This is a genomic window from Terriglobia bacterium (genome assembly GCA_020072565.1).
Lineage (GTDB): Bacteria > Acidobacteriota > UBA6911 > UBA6911 > UBA6911 > JAFNAG01.
In genome coordinates this window covers 1-26,267 of sequence record JAIQGI010000036.1, presented here as the reverse complement: position 1 = coordinate 26,267, position 26,267 = coordinate 1, and the positions used below count along the sequence as shown (strand labels likewise).

Here is a 26,267-nt window from a genome sequence, read left to right as displayed (position 1 = left end):
TTTGCAGATCCGATCCCCAGGGATGATGATGATTGGGAATAGCAGGAGAACAAGCTCCAGTCGGCAGGCCATCCGGCTTACTATTTTCATTCTCTACGGATGTATTTCCCACACCTTAGCCACAGCGTATCATGCCCCACAGGGCACCTCGCCCGCGCAGTTGCCTCCCGGGGTCGAGGTCAAGATCCAGGCCCAACCCCTTAAAGCAACGGTCGGCGACCCGATTCAAATCAACCTGGACTTCACATTACCCCGAGGCTATCAGCTCCAATTCCCTCAGTTACCAACGCAGGTAGGCGAGTTCAGTGTTCTGGATGGCCCTGCAGTACCCCCCCAACAGGCGAGCGGGAAGGCGCCGTCATCGCCGCCGCCGGCAACAGGGACCCGGGACTCCGGAATGCTGCATCAGCGCGCTCGAATTGTGGTTGCGGTTTACAAGACGGGGGAATTCGATTTTCCCACGCTTCCCTTCGTGCTGCGGGATCCCGTCGGAAAATCCGTTGAAGTCTCCAGCCCCCCGGTCAAGATCCGGATCGAGAGCATCCTGGACGAGAAGGATCTGAGTCTCAAAGACCTCAAGAAGCAGGCCGAAATCGAGGAGCCGGTTCGCTCGCTGTTCTGGTTTGCACTCGGCGGGGCGGCGCTGGCCTTGACGCTTGGGGCCTGGTGGTGGGTGAAACGCCGCCGTCGTCCGGCTTTCATCCCTTCCGTCCAATACGACGTGGACCCCCTGGATCTGGCAGAAGCCAATTTGCGGGATCTCATCGGACGCGGCCTACTGGAAAAGGGCTTGGTCAAGCAGTTCTATGTCCATCTGTCCGACATCACAAAGAAGGCGCTGGAAGCCGGTTACGGGATTCAGACCGTCGAGAAGACGACCTTGGAAATCGTCTCCGCGCTTTCCATCGCGCCCGGAGCCGACGCGGCACGCATCGAGCCGGCAAGCTTGGAACCGATTGAGACCCTCCTGCTCTCCTGCGACATTGTCAAGTTCGCGCGCTACGTCCCGTCCCGGGCTGAAAATGATGAGGCCGTAACCAGGGCGTTCGGGATTCTGGCTGATTGCAGGACGAGACGACAGTCGGCGGTCCCGGGAGCCGCTCCAGTGGGCGGGGGGGCTTGATGTTCACCTTCGCAAACCCGTGGTTTCTTCTTCTGTTCACGCTCATCCCGGTTCTGGTGTGGCGCTACATCCGCCGCATACACAGGGGGGAAGGAAGCCTGCGTTTCGCTTCCACCGTGGCGCTGGAGGGCGTGCGACCACCCTGGACCGTCCGATTCCGCCACGTCCTTTTCGGATTGAATATGCTTGCCTTGGTCGTGTGCGTTGCGGCGATGGCACGGCCCCGAAAAGGGACGGAGGAGGAAGAGGTTACAACCGAGGGTGTGGATATCATCGTGGCGCTGGACGCTTCCGGCAGTATGGCCGCTGAGGATTTTGCTCCCCGGAACCGGCTTTACGTCGCCAAGCTGGTCGTCCGCCAGTTCGTTGAAGGATTAAAGCATGATCGTGCCGGTCTCGTGGTCTTTGCCGGAAAAGCGTTTACGCGCTGCCCGCTCACGCTGGACTATGGTGTTCTGCTCAATGTGGTTGACGACATCGAACTCGACACGATCGAGGATGGAACCGCGATCGGAAATGCGCTCGCGACCTGCCTGAACCGGCTGCGTGAGAACAAGGCCAAGAGCAAGGTGATCATCCTGGTGACAGACGGCGTCAACAACCGCGGCGAGATTCAGCCCCTGGATGCCGCCGGCATCGCACGAACCCTGGGGGTGAAGATCTATACCGTCGGCATCGGCAGCCGAGGCACGGCGCGGATCCCCGTCACGGATCCCAACTACGGCAAGGTGTATGTAGACATGCCGGTCGAGATCGACGAAGGGTCCCTTACCAGAATTGCCGAGATGACCGGAGGCCTCTATTATCGTGCCACCGACAAGCCCTCGCTGGAGCGGATTTTCCAGGATATCGGGCGTCTCGAGAAGACCCGGATCCTGGTGAAGTCTTACACCCACTACGACGAGCGCTACCCGGATTTCCTGGTCCCCGCGTTAGCCATGGTCCTGTTTACGACGATGGCAGGTTTCACCCGTTTCGGCAAGTTGCCCTAGGAAACTCCATGCATTTCGTCCGATCGGAGTATCTCGAACTTTTATGGGCGCTGCCGGCTCTGGCAGCTTTCTTCGTATGGTCGTTTCGGCGCCGGCGCCGCAGGCTGGAGTCATTCGTTTCGCCGGCGCTCATGGGGCGCTTGACCGGCGAGTTCAGCCGCCGCAAGGCGGTCGCGCGTGCACTGCTGCTGGCGGGGTTTTTCACTTTCGGTGTTCTGGCACTGGCCCGGCCGCAGTGGGGGATGCGCCTGGACACGGTGCGGCGGCAAGGAGTCGATATCATTGCCGCGCTCGACACCTCCTATAGTATGAGCGCAGAGGATGTTGCCCCGAACAGGCTGGAAAAGGCCAAGAGCGAAATCCGCGGGCTGATCGGACGGCTCAAGGGAGACCGCATTGGGCTGGTCGCTTTTGCGGGGACTGCCATCGTGCAGTGCCCGCTCACGCTGGACTATGGGGCCGCTTCTCTTTTCCTTGACATCGCGAACACCGAGATCATTCCCGAGCCTGGAACCTCGCTGGCTGCAGCAATTCAGACCGCCACATCCGCATTCATCGCCAAGGAAAAAAAATACAAGGTTCTCGTCATTTTCACCGACGGCGAGGATCTCGAGGGACAGGTCGGAGCCGCAATCAGGAAAGCCACCGGTGCGGGCGTCATAATTTACGCCGTGGGAATCGGGTCAACCGAAGGAAGGCCCATACCAGTTCGAAATCCCAAAGGCGATATAATAGACTATCGTAAAGATCCGGATGGCCAGGTAGTTGTCAGCAGACTCGACGAGCGGTCGCTGGCCGAAATCGCATCGGAAACCGGCGGGAGATATTTCCGGGCGAGCACCTCTGAGAACGAGCTGGACCAGATCTATGACGATGTGTCTCGCATGGAAAAGAAACAGTTGGAGTCGAGGCTCTTCCAGAACTTCGAGGACCAGTTCCAGTACCCGCTCGCCCTGGCAATTCTTTGTCTCGCTGCGGAAGCATGCATCAGCGAGCGCCGTCGGCTTGGAGAAGGCTGGCTTGCGCGCATTTATTCCCGAACCCGTGCCGCGCACGGTGACGTATAACCAGCAGGCACTGTTATGAAATCTCAAGAGTGTGTTTCGACTGCCAGATCGGCGAGACGCCAAAACACCAAGGCTCAAGCATTCCTGTGTCCTGGTGCCTTGGCAGCGGTGCTTTTGCGCCGAATCCGGCCCAATCCCAGGAACATGTCTCGAATGGTAATAATGTCGGTGACTGCAGCACTGTGGGTCTCATTCGGAGCAGTCACACGGGCCGAATCGGTCGCCTCGAAAAATAAGCAGGGGAACCAGCTTTTCGAACAGGGGAAGTATCAGGATGCCGAAAAGGCCTACCTCGAAGCTCAGACGAACATGCCGGGCCGACCTGAGCTGTCCTACAACCTGGGCAACTCGTTGATCAAACAGAAGAAATACGATCAGGCGCTGCAGGCGTTGCGACAGGCCGTGAGCAAAGGAGACAAAGGGTTGCAGGCCAACGGTTGGTATAACGTCGGCAACGCGCTTTTCGATATGGGCGGCTTCGGCGACTCCGCCCAAGCCTACATACAGGCACTGCGAATAAATCCTTCGGACCGGGATGCGAAACATAATCTGGAGCTTGCACTGAGAAAGAAACAGGAGCAGGAACAGCAACAGAAGGGGCAGGGTCAGACCCAGGAATCGAGCCGGCAGAAGCCCGAGGGTGGTCAGAACGAAGAAAAAGGAAGGAACGAGCCCAAACCGCCGGACAAGCAGGGGCAGCAACCCCAGTCTCAAGAACCGCCGGGACAGAAGCCTGCCAATCCGCAGTCCAGCCAGTCAGTGCGTCCGGAGGGAGCCTTCAGCAAGGAACGGGCATTGCAGATCCTGGACGCGCTGCAAAACCAGGAACTGGCCGAGCAGCGCAAACTCCTGGAGCGCCGGGCGCGAAAGAAAGCTACGGGCAGGGATTGGTAGCAACAGATCGGGAGATGGTTAGCACCGGCAGGCCGGCGGGGCTCAGAAGGTCTGAATCCTTGAAAGTGGACCCTTTGCAGACCGTGCCCGGCACCACAGAAGACTGCCGGTCGCTTCCGGCAGCCGCAGGATACGTCCTAGCGAGCATTGGGTAAGTCAGGACTTCGACAAACGATGGCAACACCGGAATTGAATCTGGCCTCCCCGAAGCGAAGGTTCCCCTCTGCCATTCTATTGATATTACTTGGATTACTCCTGCCCGCAGTCCAGGCTCAGGATGTGCAGGTTTCCGCCGTCCTGAGCACCGACACCGTCGGAGTCCAGGACCAGTTTCAGCTCACCGTCACGATCACGGGCAACGACAGCGCGCAGGCGCAGACTCCCCGATTGCCGCGTTTTCAAGGCCTTCGGGTCGTAGCGGGCCCCAGTCTGAGCACTCAGTTTCAGTGGATCAACGGGCGGTCGACCAGTTCGAAGAGCTTTATCTACATCTTGCTGCCGGAAAAAGAGGGACAATTCACCATTGATCCGATTGAAGTTGCAGTTGGTGCCAGGATTTATAAGACCCAGTCGCTGGCAGTACGCATCACTTCAGCTTCTCGTGCGCCTGCCCCATCAACACGAAGCCTGATCACGGATCCCTTCGGAACGGAAGAGCCCGGGCGCCGCACCCAGCCCGCCGGAGACGACGTCTTCGTCTCAGCAGAACTTGATCGCGCCTCCGCCTATCCCGGCCAGCAGGTAACTTTGACGTACCATTTGTACACTCAAGTCAACGTCAGCGGGTTACAATTGCAGGAAAACCCGCCACTCACCGGATTTTGGGTCGAGAATCTCGAGGTCGCATCCAAGCCGACCGGCACGCGCAAGGTTATCAACGGCAAAGAGTATCTGGATTACGTGGTCAAGAAACAGGCCCTGTTCCCCAACACCGCCGGCAGGCAGAAGATTCCATCCTCCACCTTCGCGATCTCTGTCAAGTCGACCGGCGACTTTTTCGGCTTCTTTGGACAAACCGACACCGTCTACCGCAAGACAAAGGAAGTGGGTCTGGAGGTAAAGTCCCTTCCGTCGCAGGATCGCCCCACCGGCTTCAACAATGCGGTCGGATCGTTCACCCTTGCCGGCGAACTGAACAAGTCCGATGTCGCTACCGGAGATGCCGTGTCGCTGAGAGTGAAGCTGGCAGGCAGAGGCAATCTTAAAGAAATCCCAGACATTCCTCTGCCTGCGACGCCGGATCTGACCATCTATTCCTCAAAGCGAGAGGACGACGTACGTCCGGTCGCAGGAGATCAGATCGGTGGCGAAAAGGTCTGGGAGTACGTGATCATCCCCAAAGTTCCCGGCGACCACACCATTCCCGCTCTCTCTTTTTCCTATTTCGATCCCGAGCACGAGCGTTATGAAACCGTGTCCACATCGCCCCTCCTCTTGAAGGTCGCGCGCGGATCGGACGCGGGAAATGCGATCGCCGGTCTGTCTGGAATCAACAAGCAGAACCTGACGCGTCAGGGCACGGACATCAACTTCATCAAGCTCTCGGGCGCGGATCTGGAGCCCCGGCGCACGCCGATCTACTACTCACCCTGGTTCTACCTGTTGGGTGCGCTGCCATTGCTATTCAACATTGGGGCCTTTCTTTACCAGCGAGAGCGAGCCCGGCAGTCAGGGGACCTCGTTCTGGCACGCAGCCGCAAGGCCAAGCGTCTGGCCCTGCAGCGACTGCACAAGGCCGAGAAGGCAGGCCGGTTGGAGCCGCGGCGCTTCTACGATGAAGCGGCCCTGGCTCTCGCCGGCTACCTCGGGGACAGGTTCAACCTCCCGGAAATCGAAGTCACTGCCGACAACCTCGAACACACCATGGAGGAGAAGGCCATCGCTTCTGAGACAGTGCAGGAAGCCGTGGCGGCTCTTCAGGAGTGCGATTTCGGCCGGTTCGTCTCCGCCTCACCTGCGCCGGAGCGGCGGAAGGAGCTGTCCAATCGCATCCGCTCCGTCATTGACACCTTGGAGCATTCGCAGAGATGAGCCGGCAAACGTCGATTTTGTGTGCTCTGGCATCTATGATGCTTATGGGCGGCGTTTGCCGCGCGGCCGGCGTGGAATCGGTGCATGCCATTTTTGACGAGGGCAACGCTCATTACCAGAGCGGCGATTTCGAGGCCGCGGAGCGCTCCTACAGGCGGCTCCTCGAGCAGGGCGTCGACAGCGGCACTGTTTATTACAACCTTGCCGATGCTTGCTTCAAGCAGAAGAAGCTCGGCGAGGCAATCTACTACTGGGAAAAGGCGCGCCGCAGGCTCCCGGGAGACTCCGACATCCGTGAAAACCTCCAACTCGCAAATCTTCTGATTGTGGACCGGATCGACATTCCGGAGGATCCTCTTCCCGTGCGCCTGGCATCCAGGGTGGTGCGTTTGCTGACGATCGCGCAGGAAAGCAGGCTCGTGCTGGCCCTCTTCATCGCTGCTAACGCACTTTTCAGTGTCTATCTCCTGACTCGCAAGCCCCGCCTCGCATTCTGGACCTTAACGGGAAGCCTCACCGCCGCCCTGCTCACGCTCCTTTTTGCCGGTTCCCTGACCTGGAAAGTCTATCAGGACGCCCATCGACGGGAAGGCGTGATCGTCGAACAGAAGGTCGACATCCGCAGCGGCCCCGGCGCGGAGAACATCACGGTTGTCACCGTGCACGAGGGGGTCCTGGTGCGCGTCCGCGGCGAGAGCAACGGGTGGTATCAAATCAGCCTTCCCAATGGCTGGAACGGCTGGCTCCCGGGCAGCTCCATCCGAATCCTGTAACCTGCAGCCGGCCACGGCAGCGGCACTCCAAAGCCAGGAAATTCACAAAAACTCATTCGTATATTTCGTGAATTTGCGGTTTGTCCTAATATGTCTTATATGCGTGAGAAAACGGCTGCTGTTGTGATCATTGGAAACGAAATTCTCACCGGCAAAACTGAAGACCAGAACGCGAGCTATCTCACCCACGAGCTGCACGGCCTGGGCGTGGCTCTGCGCCGCATCAGCACGATCCCTGATGATGAGGAAGAGATCGCGGCCACCGTCAGAGATTGCGCAGCGAAATTCGACTATGTGTTCACATCGGGCGGCGTCGGGCCCACACACGACGATGTAACCATCGTGGGCATAGCCAAAGCATTTGGACGGGGGATCATGCGCCATCCCGGGCTCGTGGCCGTCATCCATGATTACTTCGGGAGCCGCGTGGACGAGGCACGCCTCCGCATGGCCGACGCGCCGGAGGGTTCAGAGCTGATCTACTCGGCGACCACGCGCTGGCCGGTAATGGCAATCGAGAATGTCTATATCCTCCCCGGCGTCCCGGAAATCTTCCGCGCCAAATTCGCCGCTATCCGCGAGCGCTTCCGCGCAACTCCTTTCCACACGGCGGTGGTTTTTACCCGTGAGGACGAGTTCGACATCGCCTCCCGTTTGAATCAGGTGGCAGCCATGAATCCCCGAGTCGCCGTCGGTTCCTACCCGAATTTCGAGAGCGAGGATTACCGCGTAAAGATCACGGTCGAGGCGAACGAAGCCGAAGCGGTCGAGCGCGCAAGAGCTTTGCTGATCAAGCTTCTCAACCCTGCGCTCGTGGTCCGCACCGAGTAAGAGGTCAAAGAAGTCGATCATGCGCAGGGGCGCACCCCATAAGCGTTAACTTAACTACCCGCCTCTGCGTGGACGTGGACTTGGACCTCGACTTGGACCTGGACTTCGACTTTCTTGTGGGGCGCGAACTTGCGCAAGCTCGATGTTTATCAAGCCGCAGTCCGCTTCTTGCCACTTGCAGCCGGAATTGCCGACAGTCTGCCGCCACGATATGCGGCTAGGTCCGACCCGCTTCGCCGTGCATCCCTTTCCATTCCGCTGAACATCGCCGAGGGGTCAGGAAAGAGCACTGGCCCGGGGCAGTACCATGGAATGTGCTTGCGGGACGGACGGCACGACCTTGTCGCGCCCCGAAGCAAGCAGCCCTGTTGGGACTGCGATCTCCCCCAGCCTTGGTCTCAAGTCGACTTCTCCGCGATCTTGGGATATAGCTTCACGAAGTGCTGGATCGGGATGGAACCAGAATCCCGGGATCGGTCCGAAACCAGGTGAGTTGCCGCTTGGCGTAACGGCGGCTCTCACCTTGATCGCTCTGGAGGCATCCGGGCTTCTCCGTCTATCAAGGGGAGCGCATCGATTCGGACGACCATGACGCCCGGCAGCGACTGGCGGGCTACAAGGTCCATCCCCCGATCGCCCTCGAGCGCCTGCGCTACCGCCCGGACATCAGTCACCAACCTGCAGCGGCGCGTTGCCGGGGTGCTCCCGGTGCGGGTGGATGTGCCGCGCGCCGGCACTTTGCTCCGGTTCGTCCGGCCGCTCGTGCTCGACAAAGAGACCAAAGTCACTTTCAGATACAGGGGAAGATAGGGAGACCAGGGACACTGCGTGATTCCAACGAGGTCTGGAAGCCGCCCGGGTGCTTATCGAGTTCTTGAATACGCCGGCGATCAGGAGGGCTGAAACCGGTCGAGTACATGACGCTCTGGACCGAGTTCAGGCAACGGGAATTCACTTCGTTGACGCGCATCTCGCAGCTGTGGCAAGCGAGTCCTCCATTCCGATAGCTTCGTTCGACCGGGACCTGGATTTGTTTCGCGACGTTGAGCGTTTCGATCCCAGAACCTGAAGCCCGGCGGATTTCGGGGACCAGCGCGAAAACCTCGAAGTGAGGTGGCGCAGGATCTATTCCAGGATGTATTCGATGATGGCGGGATTTTCGATGAAGCTGACAATCCAAATGTCCACCGGCACCAGGATCCGCGTAACGAGCAGGTCCCGGCGCCGCTTTGGTTCAACGAAAAAGCGGCGCCGCACTCCGAGAGAGTTCCGCGACGTCAGTGCGTCGTGCGATGAGTGAGCAGGCGCTGGGCGGGACCGAAGGTCCCCTTAGCGATTCCCGAGATTTCGGATGCTTCCTGAACCGCTGACCTTCCTAGTCACTGAGGGACTCCCATAGTACCTGACGGAGCCCGATCCGCTGATGTGGGCCGACAGGCTCTCACGCACCCAGAGGACAGACTCCCCTGATCCGCTGACCGAAACATCGGCAGTCTGACATTCGAGGTCCGGTGCGTCATAGCGGCCCGATCCGGAAATTTGAATCCGTTGCCGGCCGACTTTTCCGAGAATCTCCATGTTTCCTGAGCCGCTGATGTCGGCCTCCAGCGTCGCCGCGTCGAGCGCCTCCATCACGATGTCGCCTGACCCGGACAAATGGACGCTGAAATCTCCGCTGTGCAGCGGGCCGGCGCGCGTTTTCCCGGAACCGGACAACTCGAGCGCATCAAGGGTTCTGACCACAAGGGTGTATCGTATGGGCTTTGATGGTGAAACCGATACGCCGCGCTGGATTCCGATCACGAGTTTGCCGCCGCTAACCTCCGTCCTTATATACGGAAGTAGATTGTCGTCGGCTGCCACTGTCAGAGACTCCTTGTTTCCTTGCTGCAGGTTCAGTTCTCCAGATCCGGCAAAGTTGACTTCGTTAAAACCATTCACGTCCCTGTTTTCCTGTACCACTTTCCCTGACCCCTGGATACGCTCGGAGGTCAGTGCCTCGTCCAGCACGTCGCAGCCGCAGAAGAGGCATGCCAGCACAGGCAGCAACCAAGCCATTCGTTTGGCCATACTTCACCCCCTGTTTCCCTTAATACGGACCAGACATTCCCCAAGTTCAGAGTTTGTTGTCTGACAGACTCCTGGTTCCGGGGCCATCAAGCCGCGCGGTTACTGCCGCCCCCTTCCCCCACACCCCCTACCCCTTCTACATAGGATCATTCTGTCCTCATTTTATCTGTCTCACTTTAGGGGTGCACTACACCGTTTTCCGGACTCATCTCTGGACAGCAAGTGATACGGTCGTGGCTCCATTTTCGTGCCTCAACCGTGGCCACGGTAGCTTCTTCGTTGCTGTTCAATCCAGGACGCGGGTAATATGTTGGGCACTCGGCATCTGATTTCATCAAGGAAGAGTCGTCCTCATATGCTGACAATTGAGCCCATTGACCTGAAGCACAGCACGGCAATACACAGGATTATCTCGGATCCACAGCTGACACGGACAAGCGATATTCCTTCTTCACCTTCACCGGACGACACACGTGCATGGATTGGCAGGATGAAGCGGCTGGAAGAACTTGGAACCGGACAAATATTTGTGATTTTGATCAATGACCTGGTGGTGGGTGTATGTGGGCTCTATGGAATCGACAAGGCTTCTGGATCAGCTGAACTGGGATTTTTTGTCGGCTCCGATTATTGGCGGCACGGCTACGCTTCAGCCGGGAGCAGTCTCTTGCTGATGGACGGCTTTGTCGAAATGGGGTTGAAGTCAGTGCGCGCAAGCTGCTTGACGTGGAATGACGGAGCCAAGCGGGTACTGCAAAAACTCGGTTTTCAGGCACTCCACGAGGGGCCCCCTCCTCCCAATAGCAAATTCCCGCAAACCGAAAAGTATCTGTATTGGTCTCTAGACAAAACCCGATACTTGGGCAGGAAGGATTAAGTTATTATTCCATTTCCAGGCCGGAGGACTGCGCAAGTCCACAGAATGCCCCATATCAGCATCTGGAACAGCGATGCCTCCCCGTTTATCCGACCGCGTCATCCGCCCCGAGTTGTCCACCAGATCGAAATACTCGACTCCAGTCATCTATAGAATGCCGCGGCGTCCGGATTCTGATTGAACGGGACACAGCCAGCCAAGGGATGCGCCAAGACGGAAACGCGGTCGGGAATGGGATCCGGAATTTCAGCAGTATTCTCGGGCACGGTCGTGCTCCTGCCGACAGAGGAAGACTGCATATCTTGTGCGGTGGGCGCGGAGCTTGTAGTCATCGTTTCTTTCCGCCAGGCACGGATCCGTTCCTGGATGCTGGTGAAATTGCTTTCTTCCGGAGTTCTTGCCCCGCCGGCCCGGATGGGATTGAGGTCTACATGCACCGTGCAGGTGGCGATGGCCGCTTCGTCGAGTAGCGCCTGGCATTTGTACCGTGCTTCCGAGAACCGGCCCTTAACCTAATCCTCCTTGTTTGCTGCTCGAGCGATGAATTCGTTCAGGCGGCCCATGAACCAGCTGAGGTCGCAAAGGCGCTGTCCGCAAGCTACTCGGCTTCTTGAGCCAGTGCTTCTATGCCTCGGTCAAGGAGCTCTTCCAGAAGGCCGCCCAGGAGCGCCGGTTCCTGCCCGGCATGATTGCGTCCCTGCAAAGTTATCGCACCGTGTTACATTACGTATGCAATTAGAGCGGGGGGGACCTACTGAATGCCGGCGACCAAGCATAAGAGCAAGTCTGTTGTCTGGATGTGGCTGCTAGTCATTCTGGCCCTGATCCTGTTGGTGTATTCTCCACTCCGCAGCCGTTTATTCCCGGACCGAAGCCGCACAACGCAAAATGGGACTGCTAAATCACTGCAGACAGTTTCCCGAGCTTCCGGAGATTTGCAGTCAAGTAATGAAAAACTCAATAAAGCTTCGGCCGCAGGGCTGCCGGGTGTGCCTGATACCTCGTCGTCGGAAAGTTGGTATACGGAGGTTGTTTTCAAGGGGATTGTGCTGAATGAGGCCAACCGCAAGCCCGTGGACCATGCGACCGTGCGTTTGATCGCGTACTCATCGCTTTCGGGTGTCATGGAAAAGACGACAGCGCCGGATGGGTCCTTCGAAGTGGTGGCTCCTCCTTCCTATCGTTATGGCATACAGGTCGTGGCTGAGGGGTTCGAATCCTATCGGGATGATTCGTTTGTGATTACGCGGCCGTACTACGACATTCGGATCCTGCTCTCACCGTCCTTGTCGTTGCGCGGGCGCGTGGTGGACAATCTCGCTGCAGGGGTACCCGATGCCATCGTGCAGCTGAACCAAGGATACGACCGGCCCACTGTTATCGACACAGTGATCAGCGATCAACAAGGCGTGTTTACGTTTAGTGACGTGGCGAGACCCGGGCGTTATTTCATTGAGACCCACCACCCTGGATTTGATTCGACAGGGATGGTCGCCGTCACCATTCCCGCAGAGAGCGCAGTAGTCGTTCAAATGAGACCGGCACGAACATCCGAGACTCTTTCCGGCATTGTGACCGACTCCTCTCATTTACCGTTGCCTGGGGCAAAAATTTATTTATTTGATACCAACGATTTCAGGCCTCTCTCCTTCGTGCAATCCGACAAAAAGGGACAGTACAGAATTGCCAGAATGCGCGAAGGGTCCTACCTTGTCAGGTGCGTGGCCGAAGGCTTCGTCGATTCCACGAACAGCCGGGCGATGATCTCGATCTCCTCCAATAAAGAGACCATTCTGGATTTCAGCCTGGATCCAGGGCCCCAGATCCGAGGTACGGTCGTCAATCAAAAAGGGGAGCTCGTAGCCGATGCAGAAGTGACCTACGTCATCCAGGACCAGAAGGGAAATCGCATGCCTTTCCAGCCTGTCAATCCCGGTCCGGGGCGGATGAGCACGACAGGCAGTTTACCAATGACACAGCGAGGGAACGTACGGAGGACAAGCGTGGCAGTCACATCCACGGATGCCGACGGACGGTTCCAGATTCTGAATGCCTCCGACGCACAATATCAGCTCACCGTGACTCACCGGGATTACCAGATTCTCGTGACTCGCCTGCGGCCTTCCAATCAGCTGCAGACCCTGGTGCTTGAGGCCGGCCTGTCCCTGCGCGGGACCATAAGCGACAATCGCGGGTCAGCGGTTGAGAGATTCACTCTGACCTTCCAGTCCACCACCGGTAAAAGCGAAAGGAACTACACCTTTACGAGCACCGATGGCCATTTCGAGGTCCACGGCCTCGCACAGGACGTTTATCAGGTCAGCCTTCAGGCGCAGGGTCGCGGCCGGTTTTCAGGCACCCTCGATTTGCAGGCATCCATGGAGGTTTTTATAATGCTGGATGCGTCAGGACGTGGCGGCCGAGGCCAGGCGCCTCTGACATTCCTCAAAAAATAGCCCGGCATTTGAACTTCCATGCAGAACTCCGGCCTTTCTCACCCTGTGCGAATGTGTCTCGTTGACATGCTTACTCGGTTTCTGTGTGCCGCCATGTTGCCCTCATCCAATACGTTCGTTTGTTCCCCCCTTCGCTCCAGCGGGTCTCCCGGTCCTTCCCCGGCATTCCCCACCTTCATCTGGTGGTCTCCTTTACACATGGTTGCGCAGCATCAGCTCGGCGGGATAGGGATTCAGATAGGTTTGCTCCAGGACCCAAGGGACCGCGTAGCGTCGCAGATGGTGCAGGAGAAGAGTCATGGGCACTACCAGGGGCACGAGTTCTTTGCGATAGTCATCGATGCTCGCTACGAGTTCAGCCTTCTCTTCCGCGTCGATCTGGTTTTTCAGGAAGCCGAGGATATGAAATAGGACGTTGGCATGTTTCCTCGCAGTCGCCCGGACTCTTAATGCCGAATCTCCCGTCCTTGCTGGCGCGAACTCTATGCCTCCAGGACGGAATGCTGATTACGTCGCTTGGGCGGTGTGGATACTCCGGTGCCGAGTGGGAAGCGCTGACACGGGCGTCGGAGTTGCCTGCCGGCTGGACGCTCCTATCCAGTTGGATGTCACTGCTACATCCGGAGCAGTCAACCCTTCCCGGAGCGCTGCGATCACCTCCTCGCGGTACGGCGAGCCGTAAAGGCCGGCGACAATATAGTTTTGAATGACCTCCGGACCGCGCTCGAAAAAGTGGACGAGCGCAAGAGCGGCGTCGCGCGTGCCCAGATATCGCAGCACCCGCGCCGCATCTATGGCTTTCTGTTCGCGATTCATGTCCAAGGGCCTGCCGACTGCCGAGCGCAATCCCTCGAGAGAAGAAACCGCTTGCCGCAATTCTGGCATGTGGCTCATCAACGGCGAGAAGGCAGGTCCTACCCTGGTGGTCACGGCCGGCGTCCATGCCGCCGAATACGCCAGCATCGCCGCGGTGTTGGACCTCGGCCGCAACCTTGGCCCGGACAACTTGCGCGGCCGCGTTGTGGTCGTGCCCGTATTGAATGTGGCAGGCTTCGGGGGTTTCATTTTGTTGTCCGCTCCATCGCGAAAAAAGGGACAGGCTACTGGACTGCACCCCTATAGCGAGACAAGGGAATCAGGGACAGGAAAATGAGATTTTAGCGGGGGTAGGGGGTGTGGAGGAAGCGGGCAGCCAGCACCCTTTCCCACCAGCAGTGTAGAGTTCCCCGCTTCTGATTTCATCAAGGCTTCCTCGTATTCTACAGGTGATTGGTAGCCGAGCGCCGAATGCAAACGCCCGCGATTGTACGCGTTTTCGAGAAACTCGGCGATCGATTGGCACAGCTGATCGAGATCTCGATAACTGCTGCCGTTGATCTCTTCCTGTTTCAGCGTCTTCATGAACGACTCTGCCTTATATCCTTTTAATTCTCATAAACGGGTGACGTCCCCAATTCCCCAATTCCCTGTCCGAAGCGCCCTCGCAGGAAGGGCACTGCAGATTGAGCTGGAGGACCAAGGACGACGGGGATCACCGGAGAAACGCGCGGCCCCTCGCATCCTTTCGGAGCGCGCGCACCAGAGACGCACCAAACGCAGAACAAAGAGGAAACAAACACGCAACAACTGCGGAACACGATGCCGCCAGCGACCGTCACCATCCTCCTCAGCCGAAGGCTAAGGAATGGTGTCTCGCTCATGACTTCGTCGGGAGCCACCAAACCGCCATCAGCGCGATCGGACAGGTGCCGGACAGATGCCGAACAAACACCGGACACGACCGAAGGACAATTCCACTGGCTGGGTCGCCGATCCATCCAGAAATGCCGGGGAGCATGCGCCAGAGGCTGTCAACTTTGAGAAACCGCTGGCTTTGCCTCCTGCACATGGCCAAAATAGGTTGCGTCCCCCTCTTCCCACACCCTTATTGTTGTTTCTTGCAAGCATCTGTGTGATCGAAATCATAGAACTTTTTGACGAGATTCCCCCGAGCATCACGCCAGATCAACAGCCGGTTCCGTTTGTCAGGTAAGGACTTGTTCCAGAAATAATCGGCAATAGCGTGATCCAGGCGTCTCTGTTCGATGTTGGGAAGCCCTCCAGTTACAAACGCTTTGTCTAGATTGTAGAAGATTGAAATTCCAAGTGCCGAAGAAGGGGCGGGCTTTTGATCCCGAAGCACCTGGCAGATGAGTTCCTCGATCTGCGGGCGATCCAAAAATCGATCCACAGACAAGGCGTAATCAACCGCACTCAGATCGCCAAACTGACGCCTGCTCGAATCCAAAAGGCGATAGGATATCTTCTCAGGCATTCCCGATCCAGCATTTTGTTGAACACCGAAGCCCACCACTATTGTTGCTAAACAAATTCGGAATAGAATCAAAGGCATTTCTCCTTGATCTTGTCAGTGATCTGCTGAGATCGTCCATTGGGATCGACTCCTCCCTTGGAGACATCTAAGCCATATAGTATCGCCAAGCCAAGTAGCATGTAATTGTCTGATTCATAATTGTGAACTTGGTGTGCTGCTTCGTGCACTAACGTCTCCCACTTAATAGCGGATGGTCTCAAATAAATCATGCCATTGGGATTAAGCGCGGTCACTGGAGCAGAAAGAGCATCAATTATAGTGGAGGACGGGTATGGCACATAGGAAGGATAAGCTGCCTGATCTTCTCGCCCTCCTTCGGCCGTTCCCGCATAGCCACGGTTCTCTCGGCTTCAGATAAGATGCAATATGTAAACCAGGCCCAATTCGGCCCTTTTTGCTAGCTGGGTGCTATCATAACTCAAAGCAGAGATTCAGGACGGCGCATTTTTGGGACACCTCAGGCCCAATTCGGCCCTTTTTGCTAGCTGGGTGCCATCATAACTCAAAGCAGAGATTCAGGACGGCACATTTTTGGGACACCTCTGGTATGGCTCCCAATCCGGGGGAAGTCCGCGCAACGCCAGCAGCATCGTATATTGCTGAGGCTGCAGTCCGGCGCCGCGGGCAATCCGTTCACTCACGATCAGGAATTTCCTGATCTCATAACGGAAATCTGCCAAAGCGCGATAATCGTCGGCGGTAATCGTCATATTCACTCCCGAGATAATTATATCGTAATACGATATATTTGCAAGAGACGATTGGCCAAAGAGCCGCGGTGCGAGGACAGGGCTCGAAGCCGTGAGGTTCGAGGATGCACAGCTAACCTGGCTTCAGGCGTTTTGCGCCTTCACCGACTGCGTCATTTGGAGAGCTGGGTCATCAGCTTGGCGAGTGCCTGATCCGAAGATAGACCACATACCTCCGAACGAGCTTTCCACATCCGTTCAGCCAGGGATATGTTGGTCTCCGTGGCATCGCCGTAGGAACTCGGACGGCCGCGATGAAGCAGATTTTTGCGGCCCTCATCGGAAAGGTCGGTTACTGATGGTGGAATTGCGGTTGGAGCCGTAGCAACGCATTGGGTCAGCGAGCCGAGAACAGCTTCCATCAGCTTGCGGCTTCGCTCATATCGCTGCAAAGAAGTCAATCCGTGCGAGGTTGGATCGAGAATGAGAATCTGCTGGACCGTATCCAGCTGTTTCTTGGACGCCGGATCACCTGGATTCCAGCGGAGTGCATTCTTGAACGCCGCCTCCGCAGCCGGGTAATTGCTCAAACTCAATTCGGCCCGGCCCAGTGCCGCATACGCCTCCGCATCTCTCGGCTGTTTCTGCAGCAGCCCCTGGAAGACTTGAGTGGACTCCTTCGCTAGTCCGTAATCCAGTAGAAGCCCACCCACCTGCTTCCGGATCGTTATATCCTCAGGCATCTCTGCCATAAGCGACAGCAATTCAGCTTGGGCTTGCGTCCTGCGGCCAAGCTTGCCCAAAGTCTCTATCAGCTCGATGCGAGTCTGAACTTTGTTTGTGCTGGTTTGTTCAGGCCAGGAACCATAGATGGCACGGTGATAATATTCCACAGCCTCCTGGGCATTGCCTTCCTGGACTGCGATTCGGGCAAGTCCCAGGTTTGCCGGACTGCTGCTGGGTTCGATCCGGATCAATTCGCGAAGATAGATCGCTGCTTCATTCAGACGTCCAGCCTTCACGAGCGCGAGGCCGAGAGCCAGCCTGTCCGAATTACTGTGAGAGATGGAGAGCGCACTACGGAATCGTTCGATCGCTTCTGGAAACTGTCCTCCATCCAATAATTCGGTGCCTTGTTGAAAGTTCTGTTCGGCTCGGGCTGTGCGCTGGCCATGGTAGAAGTAGCCCAGGAAACCGGCAAGCGCCACCATCACTAACAGAACCGCCAAAAGGCCTCCTCGAATTGGGATTGACGACTCTGTTGCCCCCTGCGCGGGCTGCCCGACAATTGCTCCATTGGTTTCACGTTTGTAGACAGCTAAGGCATCATTCATGGTTATGACGCCCAGCAATTCGCGAAGATTTGAGCGGCTTACAACGGGAAGAACAGCTAAACCGGTCTGTGCCATGCGCCGCACTGCAGTTTCCAGCGGATGATCCGCATGCACGTGTGGGAATACCTCTGCCGGCGGGTCAACCTTTGGATCCGGAAGCGGAAGCAGGTCTCCTATCCTATTGGAGCCTATTCCTTGCCGCGTGGCTTCGTCGAGTTGGGCGAGGGTGACCATCCCCAGGAGGAGATTTCCATCTATAACTGGCCACGCGGATATTTCTCGGTGGATTGTCTTCAAAGTTTGCTCGACCGTTTCATTTGACGAAAGGATTTCTTCAGCAGGGCGGACTCCCCGGCTCACGCGCGGCGACTCCTCGCGTTCCCTGGCTGCGATCGGGAGGTGGATACCGTCCTGGTGCAGCAAAGCTTCGTATATCGGTTCCTTCTGAAGGCGACTTGAAATGAAGTAGCTGATGAGATTGGCGATCATCAGCGGCACGATAATGGAGTAATCGCGTGTGATCTCAAAAATCATGATCACGGACGTCATCGGCACGCGTATGATGCCGGCAAACGTCGCCCCCATCCCAACAAGCGCATAGGCGCCGACGCTGCCCGTATAATCAGGCAGGAGAACATGCGCCCCGCCTCCGAAAGCGCCGCCCATCATCGCACCGATGAACAGGCTCGGACCAAAGATTCCGCCGGCATTGCCGGAAGCATAGCAGCCGGCTGTGGCAACAAGTTTCAGCCCCACGAGCAGTGCCATTGCCTCCAGCGCAAGCCGGCCGTTGAGAGCTTCGCTCACGTGGTTGTAGCCGACGCCGAGGACATCCGGCACGAACCAGCCCATAACGCCGACCAGAAGCCCGCCGGCCGCCGGCTGGATGTATTCCGTCCAGGCCGGCATGCGGAGAAAGTATTTGCGAAGCCAGAGCAGGAGCTTTACGAAGCATACCGAGACTATGCCGCCGATGAGACCCAGAACGGCATAAAACCCGAATTCGAGTGGGTTTACCAGCTGATATGCCGGGACGTGAAATAACGGCTCATCGCCAAGTAGAAGGTGGAGGACCATCCACGACGTTGCCGAACTCAGGACGATGGCGCCAAGCACACGGGCGTGAAGATCGCCCATGACTTCCTCCAGAGTGAAGAGAACGGCGGCGATAGGAGTGTTGAAGGCGGCGGAAAGCGCCGCGGCCGATCCGATCGGCACAAGGGCTTTGATCGTCTCAGGACTGAGCCCGAGCTGCCTGCCGAGCGTCGATGCGATTCCGGCGCCGACCTGGACCGATGGCCCCTCACGCCCAAGGGCTATGCCACTCGCCAGGGAAACCGATGATAGGCCGAACTTTCCCAGAACGGTACGGAACTTGATCACTCCTCCCCGCAAAAACATGGCGGTCTTTGTTTGAGGGATGCCGCTGCCGCGGGCATTGGGAAAATATCGTTTCAACAGATAGCCGGTGATCAATGCTCCCAAGAGGGGCACCACGAGCCGACGCCAGGCGGCGCCTCCGGCCGGATACATGCGCGAACCAAGGTTCTCGGTGAGCAGAATGAAAGCCACAACCACCAGGCCGACGACAGCGCCGATCATGAGCGTAAGAATGAAAAGGACTTTGTCCTCGTGCTGGCGAATTCTCCGCGCATCGGTCCAGCTTCTCACCGATTGCCAGGAACCCCGCGCGCTCGGCTGCGGTGCTTTCACGATCACTCCACTGCGGTTTTCGTTCACGTGCATATCCTGATGCATCATAGAGATTCAGTGAAGCCTGACGAAGTTTCAATCCAAGCCGCCTGCTCCTCTATTGAATTGTCCCATTCGATTATCAAATCCGGATTTGCCTGTTGCCAGGTCTCAGGTATTCCTGCAGCTGGCGAGACCCTTTGGCCCTCTTCCATAAATTCGGGAGTGTCACGAAATTATTTTTTTACGCACTGCGTATAAAACAATCTCGGCCGTATTGTGCAAGTTGAGCTTCTGCATGAGATTGGTTCGATGAGTTTCAACCGTGTACACACTTAAGTCCAGCATCGTCGCCACCTCTTTGTTGGACTTGCCTTCCGCGATGAGATGCAGGACTTCCTTCTCCCGGTCGGTGAGAAGGTCGTATGAATCCTGGAGCCCTTTCTGACGCAGCTGACGGACGTAATCATCCAGCAGCGTCTGTGTGATCCTCGGGCTGAAAAACGGGCGCCCCTGCGCGACGATGCGGACTGCCTGGACGAGGTCCTCTTCCAAAGACTCTTTGAGCAGGTATCCTTTTGCGCCTGCGCTGAGCGCCCGGACAATGTAGCCCTCATCCGAGTGCATGCTGAGGATAATGATGCCAACCCGTGGGTTCCTGTGAATGATCTGAGCGCTCGCATCAATGCCGTTGAGATGCGGCATGCCCACATCCATGATTACAATCGATGGTAATAGCTCTTCTGCAAGCCGCACGACCTCCCGGCCATCTGCCGCTTCGCCGACGACCTCGAAGCCCTGGTGCCGTTCCAGAATCAGGCGCAGTCCCCTGCGAACGACACCATGATCATCAGCCACCAATATACGGATTGCGCTCATGCGGACACCTCCATTTTTAGAGGGATCACTGCCTTAAGGACCGTCCCCTTGCTCGGCTGCGAATCAACTGTCACCGTCCCCGCCAGTTCACGAATGCGTTCACGGATGCCTATCAGTCCAAAGCCCTGGCTTTTGATTTGTTGAGCGTCGAATCCCACACCATCATCACGGACGGTCAAGGAGAGTTCCGTGACTCCGCCATGAAGGTCGATGCGAACCGTGTTTGCCCTGGAGTGCCGGGCGCAGTTGGTAAGGGATTCCTGCACGATTCTGTATATGCACGTACTTACCTCGTCCGGGATGCTCTCCAGTGAGCCATCGGTCTTCAACTCGACCGGAGTGCCGCTTCTCCGCGAGAACTCGCGTGCCTGCCACTCGAGCGCGGGCACCAAACCCAGATCATCAAGCATGGATGGCCTTAATCCGAGCGCCAGGTTTCTAACCATCTGCATTGTCCTGTCCGTAAGCCCCTTCCCCTCGGCAAGCTGGCCCCCATAGCCAGGCTCCGGTGCCGAGCCAAGCTGTTCGAGGTTGATGAACACCATTCGGATGCCTGTCAGCATCTGGCCGATTTCGTCATGAAGCTCCCTCGAAAGGGACCTGCGCTCCTCCTCCTGTGCATGAACGAGCCGCTGGGAAAGCAAACGGAGCCCCTGCTCTGCTTCCGCAAGACGCATTCGATGTTCATCGGCGCGTTTCTCAAGCGTCGAAAGGCGATAGATGCTCATTACAGCTGTGAAGAGGGCAAGGCTCAGCGCATAGGCGAACAGCAATTTCAAGTACTTACGATAGGCTTCCCAACTCGCCGCTGTCCTTTGCTGCTCTTGCTTCAGGCTGGCGGCATCTATTTCGTTGATTCTCTGTGTCATTTCCAGGACAGCGGTGCGCCGCGGAAGCACCTGTTTCCTTAGAAAAGAGAAGCTGCCTGCGGCCTTGCGTTCAGGAGTCCAATCGAACACGGGATCCATGACATCCCAATAACCCTCCAATTTGCGGCCAAGCTGTTGAAGCGCTTCCCGGTCCTGCAATGTGGCAAGCTGTTCCAGGGATTTGAGGCGTTTCTCGAGTGATTGGCGAGTCTCGAGCAACTGACGCCGGTGCTCGGCTCCCGTCACCACCGCTGGATCGAGCAGATAATCCCGGATCAGGATGGCGGACAAATAAATGTCCGACTGGATGTCGTTGAGAACGACTGTCCGCTGCTGGTATGCATCCTGAATGAATGTCACATCGCGGTAGATGCGGTCGCTCCTGCGGTACGCGCCGATTCCAAGGATCGTTATAATCAGCAGGAGGCTCCCAAATGCAAGAACGAGAATCACCTTGGTATTCTGCCAGATCGCATTCCTCACTCGGTCGTGTCCTTTCTGTTCAAAAGTACGGCCTCCGTGGGATCGACACCAGGCGGCCACATCGCTATCTTGAGATCATGATCATCCTGTTCACAGACCTCGATGGCACCCTCCTTGATGAGTCCGCATATTCCGCGGACGCTGCCCGGGAGGCCCTGCGCTGGGTAGACGAGCTGGGCCTCCCTCTCGTGTTCTGCACCAGCAAGACTCGTGCTGAGGTCGAATACTGGCGCTCAACTCTCCGCAACCCGCACCCTTTCATTGTCGAGAATGGCGGCGCTCTCTATGTTCCCGACGGATACTTCCCGCCCCGCTTCGGCGCGCCGGATCAACGCGATACCTATGGAATCTTCGAGTTCGGCATCCCCTATGATGATCTCGTCGAAACACTTCGGCAGGCCTCCCGAGAAACCGGCTGCCGGGTTCGGTGCTTTCGCGATATGAGCGCCAACGAAATAGGCCGGAAATACGGTCTTTCCCTTGAGCAAGCCCGATTGGCAAAGATCAGAGAATATGACGAACCGTTCGAAATCCTTGATCCGCCCGGCGATGAACTCCTGGAGGCCATCAAATGCCGCGGGAAAAACTGGACCCGCGGCGGACGCCTTTATCACATTATGGGGCATGGAAACAAAGCCCATGGCGTCTGCCTTCTCACCTACTATTACCGCTCGACCTTCGAAACCATTATAACCGTGGGGCTGGGGGATGGAATGAACGATCTGGGTTTTCTTCGCTGCGTGGACATCCCGGTTATCATCAAATCCAAGGCAGCTGGAAAGCTGAAATCCGCCCTTCCTCGAGCGCGCGTGACGGATCAGGCAGGTCCGGAAGGTTGGAGCCAGGCCGTTCTGGATGTTCTTGACAAGCACGCAGCACCGACTGAAACGGCCTCCAATGAAATGACCGGGAAGGTGGGGCCATTTGCATTTCACAGGTGTTTCCAAACGGCCTCTTCCGGCTTATCCGGAATCTCGGATTCCTTGCCCTCAAGGTAGCGCTCCACGGCCTTCCTCCCCCCTAAACCCAAGGCCAGTGCGCCGGCCAGAATGGCTCCACCGACTATCAGAACAAAAGAAGCCAGGAACACGTTTCTGGCAAAATTCAGAAAATCCGCGGCCACGACGACCGTAACAAGGATCACCACGACTCGTACAACCTGGCCTATCCTCCGGGAGTTCGGGACACCCTCATTGAATGCCCAGACGAGCGCGCTGCGCCCAAGATAACGGCTGATCCACACTCCCGCCAGCAGGATCGCAGCGCCGACGAGAAACTTCGGCCCCATCAGCAATACCCATTCGATCATGCGTGACGTGATCTGGGTGTCGAACGCGCTTAGTGCAAGAAGCGAACCGGCAGTCAGAATCGCCCAGTATGCGCCCTTCGCCGCCATCAGAGTCGCACGAGGCGAGCCTTCTCCCGGGAGGAGCGAGGCGAGGCCGCTGCGTCTCAAGAACCGATCGATGCGGGCGCCACGGAAGATCCGTGTGAGCAGTATATGAACGGCTGCCGCAATGCCCCATGCCACCAAGAGGATGAAGAGCGCGGCCAGGAAGCCGGGCAAATGGTTCGTCATCAGGCGGGACAGCCTTTCCATCGTGTCACCCGCGATTTTTTCAGCTAGTTGAATCATGCTCTTATCCCTCCAACACGGCTTGGGCTCCACAGCTATTTTTTGCCCTCTCCGGCACCTGCGCTTTGGGAGAAGCGCGATCCACTGCGGAGTCCCAGCTGGACATCAGATATGGTCTGAATTCCTCGAAGCAGAGACAGAGACGCTCGATCCTGTCTTCGACCTGATCCGAGACAAGCTCCTTTGATTCCAGCACGAACGACGCAACCCTGGCCAGATAGAGAGCTGTTAAGGAACGCAGCAAGTGGCTTCGTTCTGTTGGCCGTTTCCGCCAGGCAACCGCGAAGTCCATCACGACTCGCACCCACAGTTGGTCGTCAAGGTGGAATCCATTCATGGACTGGCTGTCCAATGCTGCGCCCATCCCCACGAGTTCGCTCAAGGTTGACGGGTTCAAGGCAAGGGCCCAGACTTCTTTGAGTTCGCGGCTGGCCCGCTGAAACATTCCGAGCATCCTGCCGGTATTGACTTCGACGGGATCCAGGCCGACCCCGAAGCGGAATCCAAAGAGATCGACATCCCTGCTCGACCTGGTTCGTCTCCATACGGATTCGTATTCCTGCATGAGGGCAAAAACACTTCCTACAACCTGGTGAAGCATCTCGCTCAGGTCCGCGCCGGGATCTTTCGGATCATGCAGTTTCGCCCCCAGAAAGCTCTGGCAGACGCGAAAGCCCTCCGCGATTGCGATTGTGGTCATCCAGATGTCGATGCCATAACGCGCTGCGTCCCCCTGCCAATCCTCCCGTGACAAATATCGTTTCAGCATCCGGGAAGAGAGTCCAAAGTCTCCCCCAATGGGCTGCCGCACCCGCAATCCATAGAGGGCGCGGGTCAATGGATAGACGATGCTGTTTGTGATGGTTCCATCGTATTTGTGCCTGTGATAGAAGGGAGCCGCAAAATCGAATTCGGCATGCAGCACCGGTCGCAGCAGCAGGTCAATCCATTCCGGTGTGATTGAGCGCAGGTCCGAATCGATGACAACGCAGCCTCTCGCGCCCAGCATGGCAGCCATCTGAAATATGAGACGGAACGCGCTCCCTTTGCCGGGGATTCCATGGTATGGAAAAGAGAGCCGATGGACGGGGAACAGCGGAGTATTCAGGAATAGGAGTTGTGAGGAATCCATGCGACTGGCGAGCACTGCATCGCGCGTGCTGTCCGAAGAACCGCCATCGGAGTTGATGATAACGGCCCGGAGCTGCGGAAAGTACTTTTCCAGCCCGGCTTGAGCCGCTCTTACGACATGCCCGATGGTTTGCGCGTTGTTATAGCTCGGGATTCCTACCACGACATCGGCCTGCCGGATTTTCTCAACGGCATCGAATGCTTCCCGAGGAAGAAAGTCCGGATCAGGCACTTTAGTTTCGGTAGGCATAGCTCTGAACTTTCGGCATGACTGCTACCGCGCTGTCACGCAGGAGTCCCAGGATATCGGGGATTGCCGCGAGAACCCGATTCCAATTGGGAATCTGCTGATTCCCCAGCGGAGACTCCACAAACTCCTGGGTGGCCTGGCGCAGGCTCTCGGCAAATGCCGCTACGGCTGCCTCCTCCTCATTACGGTCGAATTCCAGGCCATTCAACATGGCGTCCGCGTAATACCTGCCAATGGTGTCTTCGGCCATCCGCACGTAGCGGACCTGAAGGCTTCTGAAGTGATCCTTGGTGAAAACAAGCCCTTCCCCGGCGAGTGTTCGAAGCAGGGATTTCGCCACCTCGCATGTCATTCGCCTCAGTCCCGTGGACGGATCATCTTTTGATATGGCCTGATGTTTATGCTCGTAGGTTTCGGCGAGATCCACCTGGCATACGCGAGCCACGGCGCAATTCCTGAATACTTCAGCCAGCACTCCCACCTCCAATCCCCAGTCGGAGGGGATGCGGTTAGCCCGCGCAAGATTCGCCTGCATCGAAAACTCCCCGGCCAAGGCGTATCGGAAGCTGTCGAGGAACTGGAGGAACGGAGCCACCGGCGCCATGTCCTTGAGAGCTCGAACCAATGGCGTCAGAAAAAGCCTCGTTGCCCGCCCATGCATCCGATCGGTGACACGAGCGTAGTAGCCCTTGCAGAATTCGAAAGCAAGTTGAGGATTGGCAACAGGATAAACGAGACGGCTGAGAAGATCCCGCTGGTAATTGACGATGTCACAGTCGTGCAGGGCGATTACGTCACAGTCGCCCGTCGCCAGTAGATATCCGTAGGCAAGCCAGCACGATCTGCCTTTGCCATCGGGACCTGCGGACAGGCCGCGTGCCTGCAGGATCTCCAGGAGATTCTGAACCTCAGGGCTGTCGATCCACAGAATTGTGATCTTCTGAGGAAAATCCGCAAAAAACTGCTGCACTTTTCTATATTCATCGATGCCGGCGCGAGCCAGGACGACAACGATATGTCGAAGGTAGGGAACATCTGCCAGTTCATCGGCGATCCGGCGCATGGCTGGGCTTTCGAACTCCGAGTAGAGCGCGGGCAGAACAAGCGCAATGGACACATGCCTGGCAATTTCCCGCAATTCATCTTCCATCCTTGCGGCGCTTCCGGGCTTCAGCCGGTGCAGCGTGGTCACGCAACCCGTTTGATAGAAATCGGCCATGGGTGTTTCCTCCCTTCAAGGAGCCTATCCGGATGCTAGTGTCAAGAACATCCAGCACAGAAGGGAGATCGCCCGGGAAAAGGCCGTAGACAATCAGGGTCTCATCAAAAGCCCGATCCTATCTGGAAGGGAGGAATCCCGCCGCGCCCGCCGGAAGCTGAAGATCGAAATTCTGTGATCATGGAAGAATTGGCAATTCTGATTTCCTGAAAAACGCGGCCTTCGGAAATTACACGAGCATCCGCGCCGCTTTGGAGTTAAAATCCGTCATGGGTGTGCCGATCTGCAACGGGTCGGTGCAGGACTTCACCGGGTGGTCGGGCCGCCATCCAGATCTCGCGATGCACGTTTTACGATGTTGAGTGGCGTGCGAGACCCGAGCAGTGCGCGGGTATCTGGAGATGGCAATGACCAATCTGCAGCGTCAAGAAGAAGAAAAATCCCAAGCCGAACATACAGGCACATAGGAAGGATAAGCTGCCTGATCTTCTCGCCCTCCTTCGGCCGTTCCCGCATAGCCACGGTTCTCTCGGCTTCAGATAAGATGCAATATGTAAACCAGGCCCAATTCGGCCCTTTTTGCTAGCTGGGTGCTAT

Annotated in this window: 25 protein-coding genes; 12 read left to right on the top strand and 13 right to left on the bottom strand. The window is 57.2% G+C overall.

Translation table 11 applies throughout. The features are described 5' to 3' along the window. Position 1 precedes the first annotated feature (1 nt). The 8 genes from LAP85_20100 to LAP85_20065 all read left to right on the top strand — a co-directional run bounded on the left by LAP85_20100 (position 2) and on the right by LAP85_20065 (position 8,203). Positions 2-1,123, top strand: coding sequence for a hypothetical protein (locus LAP85_20100; GenBank protein ID MBZ5498706.1), 1,122 nt, complete (start codon positions 2-4; stop codon positions 1,121-1,123). Then, complete coding sequence (locus LAP85_20095; protein MBZ5498705.1) at positions 1,123-2,115, top strand: VWA domain-containing protein; 993 nt, start codon at positions 1,123-1,125, stop codon at positions 2,113-2,115. The genes LAP85_20100 and LAP85_20095 overlap by 1 nt, the downstream gene beginning before the upstream one ends. A gap of 8 nt (positions 2,116-2,123) precedes the next feature. Continuing rightward, positions 2,124-3,182, top strand: a complete 1,059-nt coding sequence (locus tag LAP85_20090; GenBank protein MBZ5498704.1) for a VWA domain-containing protein — start codon at positions 2,124-2,126, stop codon at positions 3,180-3,182. Between the two features lie 153 nt (positions 3,183-3,335). Further along, positions 3,336-4,076 (top strand): tetratricopeptide repeat protein, encoded by a 741-nt coding sequence (locus LAP85_20085; protein ID MBZ5498703.1) that lies wholly within the window; start codon positions 3,336-3,338, stop codon positions 4,074-4,076. A 174-nt stretch (positions 4,077-4,250) separates the two neighbouring features. Continuing rightward, on the top strand, positions 4,251-6,107 hold the full coding sequence (locus tag LAP85_20080) for a BatD family protein (GenBank protein ID MBZ5498702.1): 1,857 nt from the start codon (positions 4,251-4,253) through the stop codon (positions 6,105-6,107). Next, positions 6,104-6,880 (top strand): tetratricopeptide repeat protein, encoded by a 777-nt coding sequence (locus tag LAP85_20075; protein MBZ5498701.1) that lies wholly within the window; start codon positions 6,104-6,106, stop codon positions 6,878-6,880. The genes LAP85_20080 and LAP85_20075 overlap by 4 nt, the downstream gene beginning before the upstream one ends. A 99-nt stretch (positions 6,881-6,979) precedes the next feature. Then, positions 6,980-7,711: a competence/damage-inducible protein A gene (locus tag LAP85_20070; GenBank protein MBZ5498700.1), complete on the top strand. Its 732-nt coding sequence runs from the start codon at positions 6,980-6,982 to the stop codon at positions 7,709-7,711. A gap of 129 nt (positions 7,712-7,840) precedes the next feature. Beyond that, complete coding sequence (locus LAP85_20065) at positions 7,841-8,203, top strand: four helix bundle protein (GenBank protein MBZ5498699.1); 363 nt, start codon at positions 7,841-7,843, stop codon at positions 8,201-8,203. A gap of 26 nt (positions 8,204-8,229) precedes the next feature. Here LAP85_20065 and LAP85_20060 read toward each other — a convergent pair whose 3' ends face one another. Further along, positions 8,230-8,493 (bottom strand): hypothetical protein, encoded by a 264-nt coding sequence (locus tag LAP85_20060; protein ID MBZ5498698.1) that lies wholly within the window; start codon positions 8,491-8,493, stop codon positions 8,230-8,232. A 547-nt stretch (positions 8,494-9,040) separates the two neighbouring features. Continuing rightward, positions 9,041-9,781 carry a DUF2807 domain-containing protein gene (locus LAP85_20055; protein MBZ5498697.1) on the bottom strand — a complete coding sequence of 247 codons (741 nt, stop codon included), beginning with the start codon at positions 9,779-9,781 and terminating at the stop codon, positions 9,041-9,043. A 307-nt stretch (positions 9,782-10,088) separates the two neighbouring features. Between LAP85_20055 and LAP85_20050 the strand changes: the two genes are divergently transcribed. Together LAP85_20050 and LAP85_20045 are read left to right on the top strand one after the other, a co-directional pair. Continuing rightward, on the top strand, positions 10,089-10,658 hold the full coding sequence (locus tag LAP85_20050) for a GNAT family N-acetyltransferase (GenBank protein MBZ5498696.1): 570 nt from the start codon (positions 10,089-10,091) through the stop codon (positions 10,656-10,658). 935 nt (positions 10,659-11,593) lie between these two features. Continuing rightward, the gene (locus LAP85_20045) at positions 11,594-13,114 is read left to right on the top strand and encodes a carboxypeptidase-like regulatory domain-containing protein (protein MBZ5498695.1); all 1,521 of its coding nucleotides are present in this window, start codon (positions 11,594-11,596) and stop codon (positions 13,112-13,114) included. Between the two features lie 192 nt (positions 13,115-13,306). On the opposite strand, the gene LAP85_20040 is transcribed toward LAP85_20045, so the two are convergent. Continuing rightward, complete coding sequence (locus LAP85_20040; GenBank protein ID MBZ5498694.1) at positions 13,307-13,600, bottom strand: YbgA family protein; 294 nt, start codon at positions 13,598-13,600, stop codon at positions 13,307-13,309. Between the two features lie 21 nt (positions 13,601-13,621). Beyond that, on the bottom strand, positions 13,622-13,999 hold the full coding sequence (locus LAP85_20035) for a hypothetical protein (GenBank protein ID MBZ5498693.1): 378 nt from the start codon (positions 13,997-13,999) through the stop codon (positions 13,622-13,624). Here LAP85_20035 and LAP85_20030 point away from each other — a divergent pair. Beyond that, positions 13,998-14,267 carry a succinylglutamate desuccinylase/aspartoacylase family protein gene (locus LAP85_20030; protein MBZ5498692.1) on the top strand — a complete coding sequence of 90 codons (270 nt, stop codon included), beginning with the start codon at positions 13,998-14,000 and terminating at the stop codon, positions 14,265-14,267. The two genes, LAP85_20035 and LAP85_20030, sit on opposite strands and share 2 nt — an antisense overlap. On the opposite strand, the gene LAP85_20025 is transcribed toward LAP85_20030, so the two are convergent. The 6 genes from LAP85_20025 to LAP85_20000 form a co-directional block, all read right to left on the bottom strand. After that, on the bottom strand, positions 14,231-14,515 hold the full coding sequence (locus tag LAP85_20025; protein ID MBZ5498691.1) for an integrase core domain-containing protein: 285 nt from the start codon (positions 14,513-14,515) through the stop codon (positions 14,231-14,233). The two genes, LAP85_20030 and LAP85_20025, sit on opposite strands and share 37 nt — an antisense overlap. A 523-nt stretch (positions 14,516-15,038) precedes the next feature. After that, positions 15,039-15,500, bottom strand: a complete 462-nt coding sequence (locus LAP85_20020; protein ID MBZ5498690.1) for a hypothetical protein — start codon at positions 15,498-15,500, stop codon at positions 15,039-15,041. A 503-nt stretch (positions 15,501-16,003) separates the two neighbouring features. Continuing rightward, positions 16,004-16,198, bottom strand: a complete 195-nt coding sequence (locus LAP85_20015; GenBank protein MBZ5498689.1) for a hypothetical protein — start codon at positions 16,196-16,198, stop codon at positions 16,004-16,006. A gap of 152 nt (positions 16,199-16,350) precedes the next feature. Further along, on the bottom strand, positions 16,351-19,251 hold the full coding sequence (locus LAP85_20010; protein MBZ5498688.1) for a chloride channel protein: 2,901 nt from the start codon (positions 19,249-19,251) through the stop codon (positions 16,351-16,353). 180 nt (positions 19,252-19,431) lie between these two features. After that, positions 19,432-20,082, bottom strand: a complete 651-nt coding sequence (locus tag LAP85_20005) for a response regulator transcription factor (protein ID MBZ5498687.1) — start codon at positions 20,080-20,082, stop codon at positions 19,432-19,434. Beyond that, the gene (locus tag LAP85_20000; GenBank protein ID MBZ5498686.1) at positions 20,079-21,434 is read right to left on the bottom strand and encodes a sensor histidine kinase; all 1,356 of its coding nucleotides are present in this window, start codon (positions 21,432-21,434) and stop codon (positions 20,079-20,081) included. The genes LAP85_20005 and LAP85_20000 overlap by 4 nt, the downstream gene beginning before the upstream one ends. Before the next feature lie 77 nt (positions 21,435-21,511). Here LAP85_20000 and LAP85_19995 point away from each other — a divergent pair, with 77 nt between their 5' ends. Then, complete coding sequence (locus LAP85_19995; protein ID MBZ5498685.1) at positions 21,512-22,432, top strand: HAD-IIB family hydrolase; 921 nt, start codon at positions 21,512-21,514, stop codon at positions 22,430-22,432. Here LAP85_19995 and LAP85_19990 read toward each other — a convergent pair. Genes LAP85_19990 through LAP85_19980 form a run of 3 tightly spaced genes read right to left on the bottom strand, consistent with a single transcriptional unit; the run spans position 22,366 to position 25,670 of the window. Beyond that, a complete protein-coding gene (locus LAP85_19990; protein ID MBZ5498684.1) occupies positions 22,366-23,070 on the bottom strand; it encodes a hypothetical protein in 705 nt (234 codons plus the stop codon). The genes LAP85_19995 and LAP85_19990 overlap by 67 nt on opposite strands. 4 nt (positions 23,071-23,074) lie before the next feature. Then, positions 23,075-24,451 (bottom strand): glycosyl transferase family 2, encoded by a 1,377-nt coding sequence (locus LAP85_19985; GenBank protein MBZ5498683.1) that lies wholly within the window; start codon positions 24,449-24,451, stop codon positions 23,075-23,077. After that, on the bottom strand, positions 24,435-25,670 hold the full coding sequence (locus LAP85_19980) for a glycosyl transferase (protein ID MBZ5498682.1): 1,236 nt from the start codon (positions 25,668-25,670) through the stop codon (positions 24,435-24,437). Before LAP85_19980 ends, LAP85_19985 begins: the two co-directional genes overlap by 17 nt. Between the last annotated feature and the right edge of the window lie 597 nt (positions 25,671-26,267).

Coding starts and splice junctions, on each gene's coding strand:
- LAP85_20095 (MBZ5498705.1), top strand. CDS start 1,123: ATGTTCACCTTCGCAAACCCGTGGTTTCTTCTTCTGTTCACGCTCATC.
- LAP85_20090 (MBZ5498704.1), top strand. CDS start 2,124: ATGCATTTCGTCCGATCGGAGTATCTCGAACTTTTATGGGCGCTGCCG.
- LAP85_20085 (MBZ5498703.1), top strand. CDS start 3,336: ATGGTAATAATGTCGGTGACTGCAGCACTGTGGGTCTCATTCGGAGCA.
- LAP85_20080 (MBZ5498702.1), top strand. CDS start 4,251: ATGGCAACACCGGAATTGAATCTGGCCTCCCCGAAGCGAAGGTTCCCC.
- LAP85_20075 (MBZ5498701.1), top strand. CDS start 6,104: ATGAGCCGGCAAACGTCGATTTTGTGTGCTCTGGCATCTATGATGCTT.
- LAP85_20070 (MBZ5498700.1), top strand. CDS start 6,980: ATGCGTGAGAAAACGGCTGCTGTTGTGATCATTGGAAACGAAATTCTC.
- LAP85_20055 (MBZ5498697.1), bottom strand. CDS start 9,781: ATGGCCAAACGAATGGCTTGGTTGCTGCCTGTGCTGGCATGCCTCTTC.
- LAP85_20050 (MBZ5498696.1), top strand. CDS start 10,089: ATGTTGGGCACTCGGCATCTGATTTCATCAAGGAAGAGTCGTCCTCAT.
- LAP85_20030 (MBZ5498692.1), top strand. CDS start 13,998: ATGTGGCTCATCAACGGCGAGAAGGCAGGTCCTACCCTGGTGGTCACG.
- LAP85_20035 (MBZ5498693.1), bottom strand. CDS start 13,999: ATGCCAGAATTGCGGCAAGCGGTTTCTTCTCTCGAGGGATTGCGCTCG.
- LAP85_20025 (MBZ5498691.1), bottom strand. CDS start 14,515: ATGAAGACGCTGAAACAGGAAGAGATCAACGGCAGCAGTTATCGAGAT.
- LAP85_20015 (MBZ5498689.1), bottom strand. CDS start 16,198: ATGACGATTACCGCCGACGATTATCGCGCTTTGGCAGATTTCCGTTAT.
- LAP85_20005 (MBZ5498687.1), bottom strand. CDS start 20,082: ATGAGCGCAATCCGTATATTGGTGGCTGATGATCATGGTGTCGTTCGC.
- LAP85_19995 (MBZ5498685.1), top strand. CDS start 21,512: ATGATCATCCTGTTCACAGACCTCGATGGCACCCTCCTTGATGAGTCC.
- LAP85_19990 (MBZ5498684.1), bottom strand. CDS start 23,070: ATGATTCAACTAGCTGAAAAAATCGCGGGTGACACGATGGAAAGGCTG.
- LAP85_19985 (MBZ5498683.1), bottom strand. CDS start 24,451: ATGCCTACCGAAACTAAAGTGCCTGATCCGGACTTTCTTCCTCGGGAA.
- LAP85_19980 (MBZ5498682.1), bottom strand. CDS start 25,670: ATGGCCGATTTCTATCAAACGGGTTGCGTGACCACGCTGCACCGGCTG.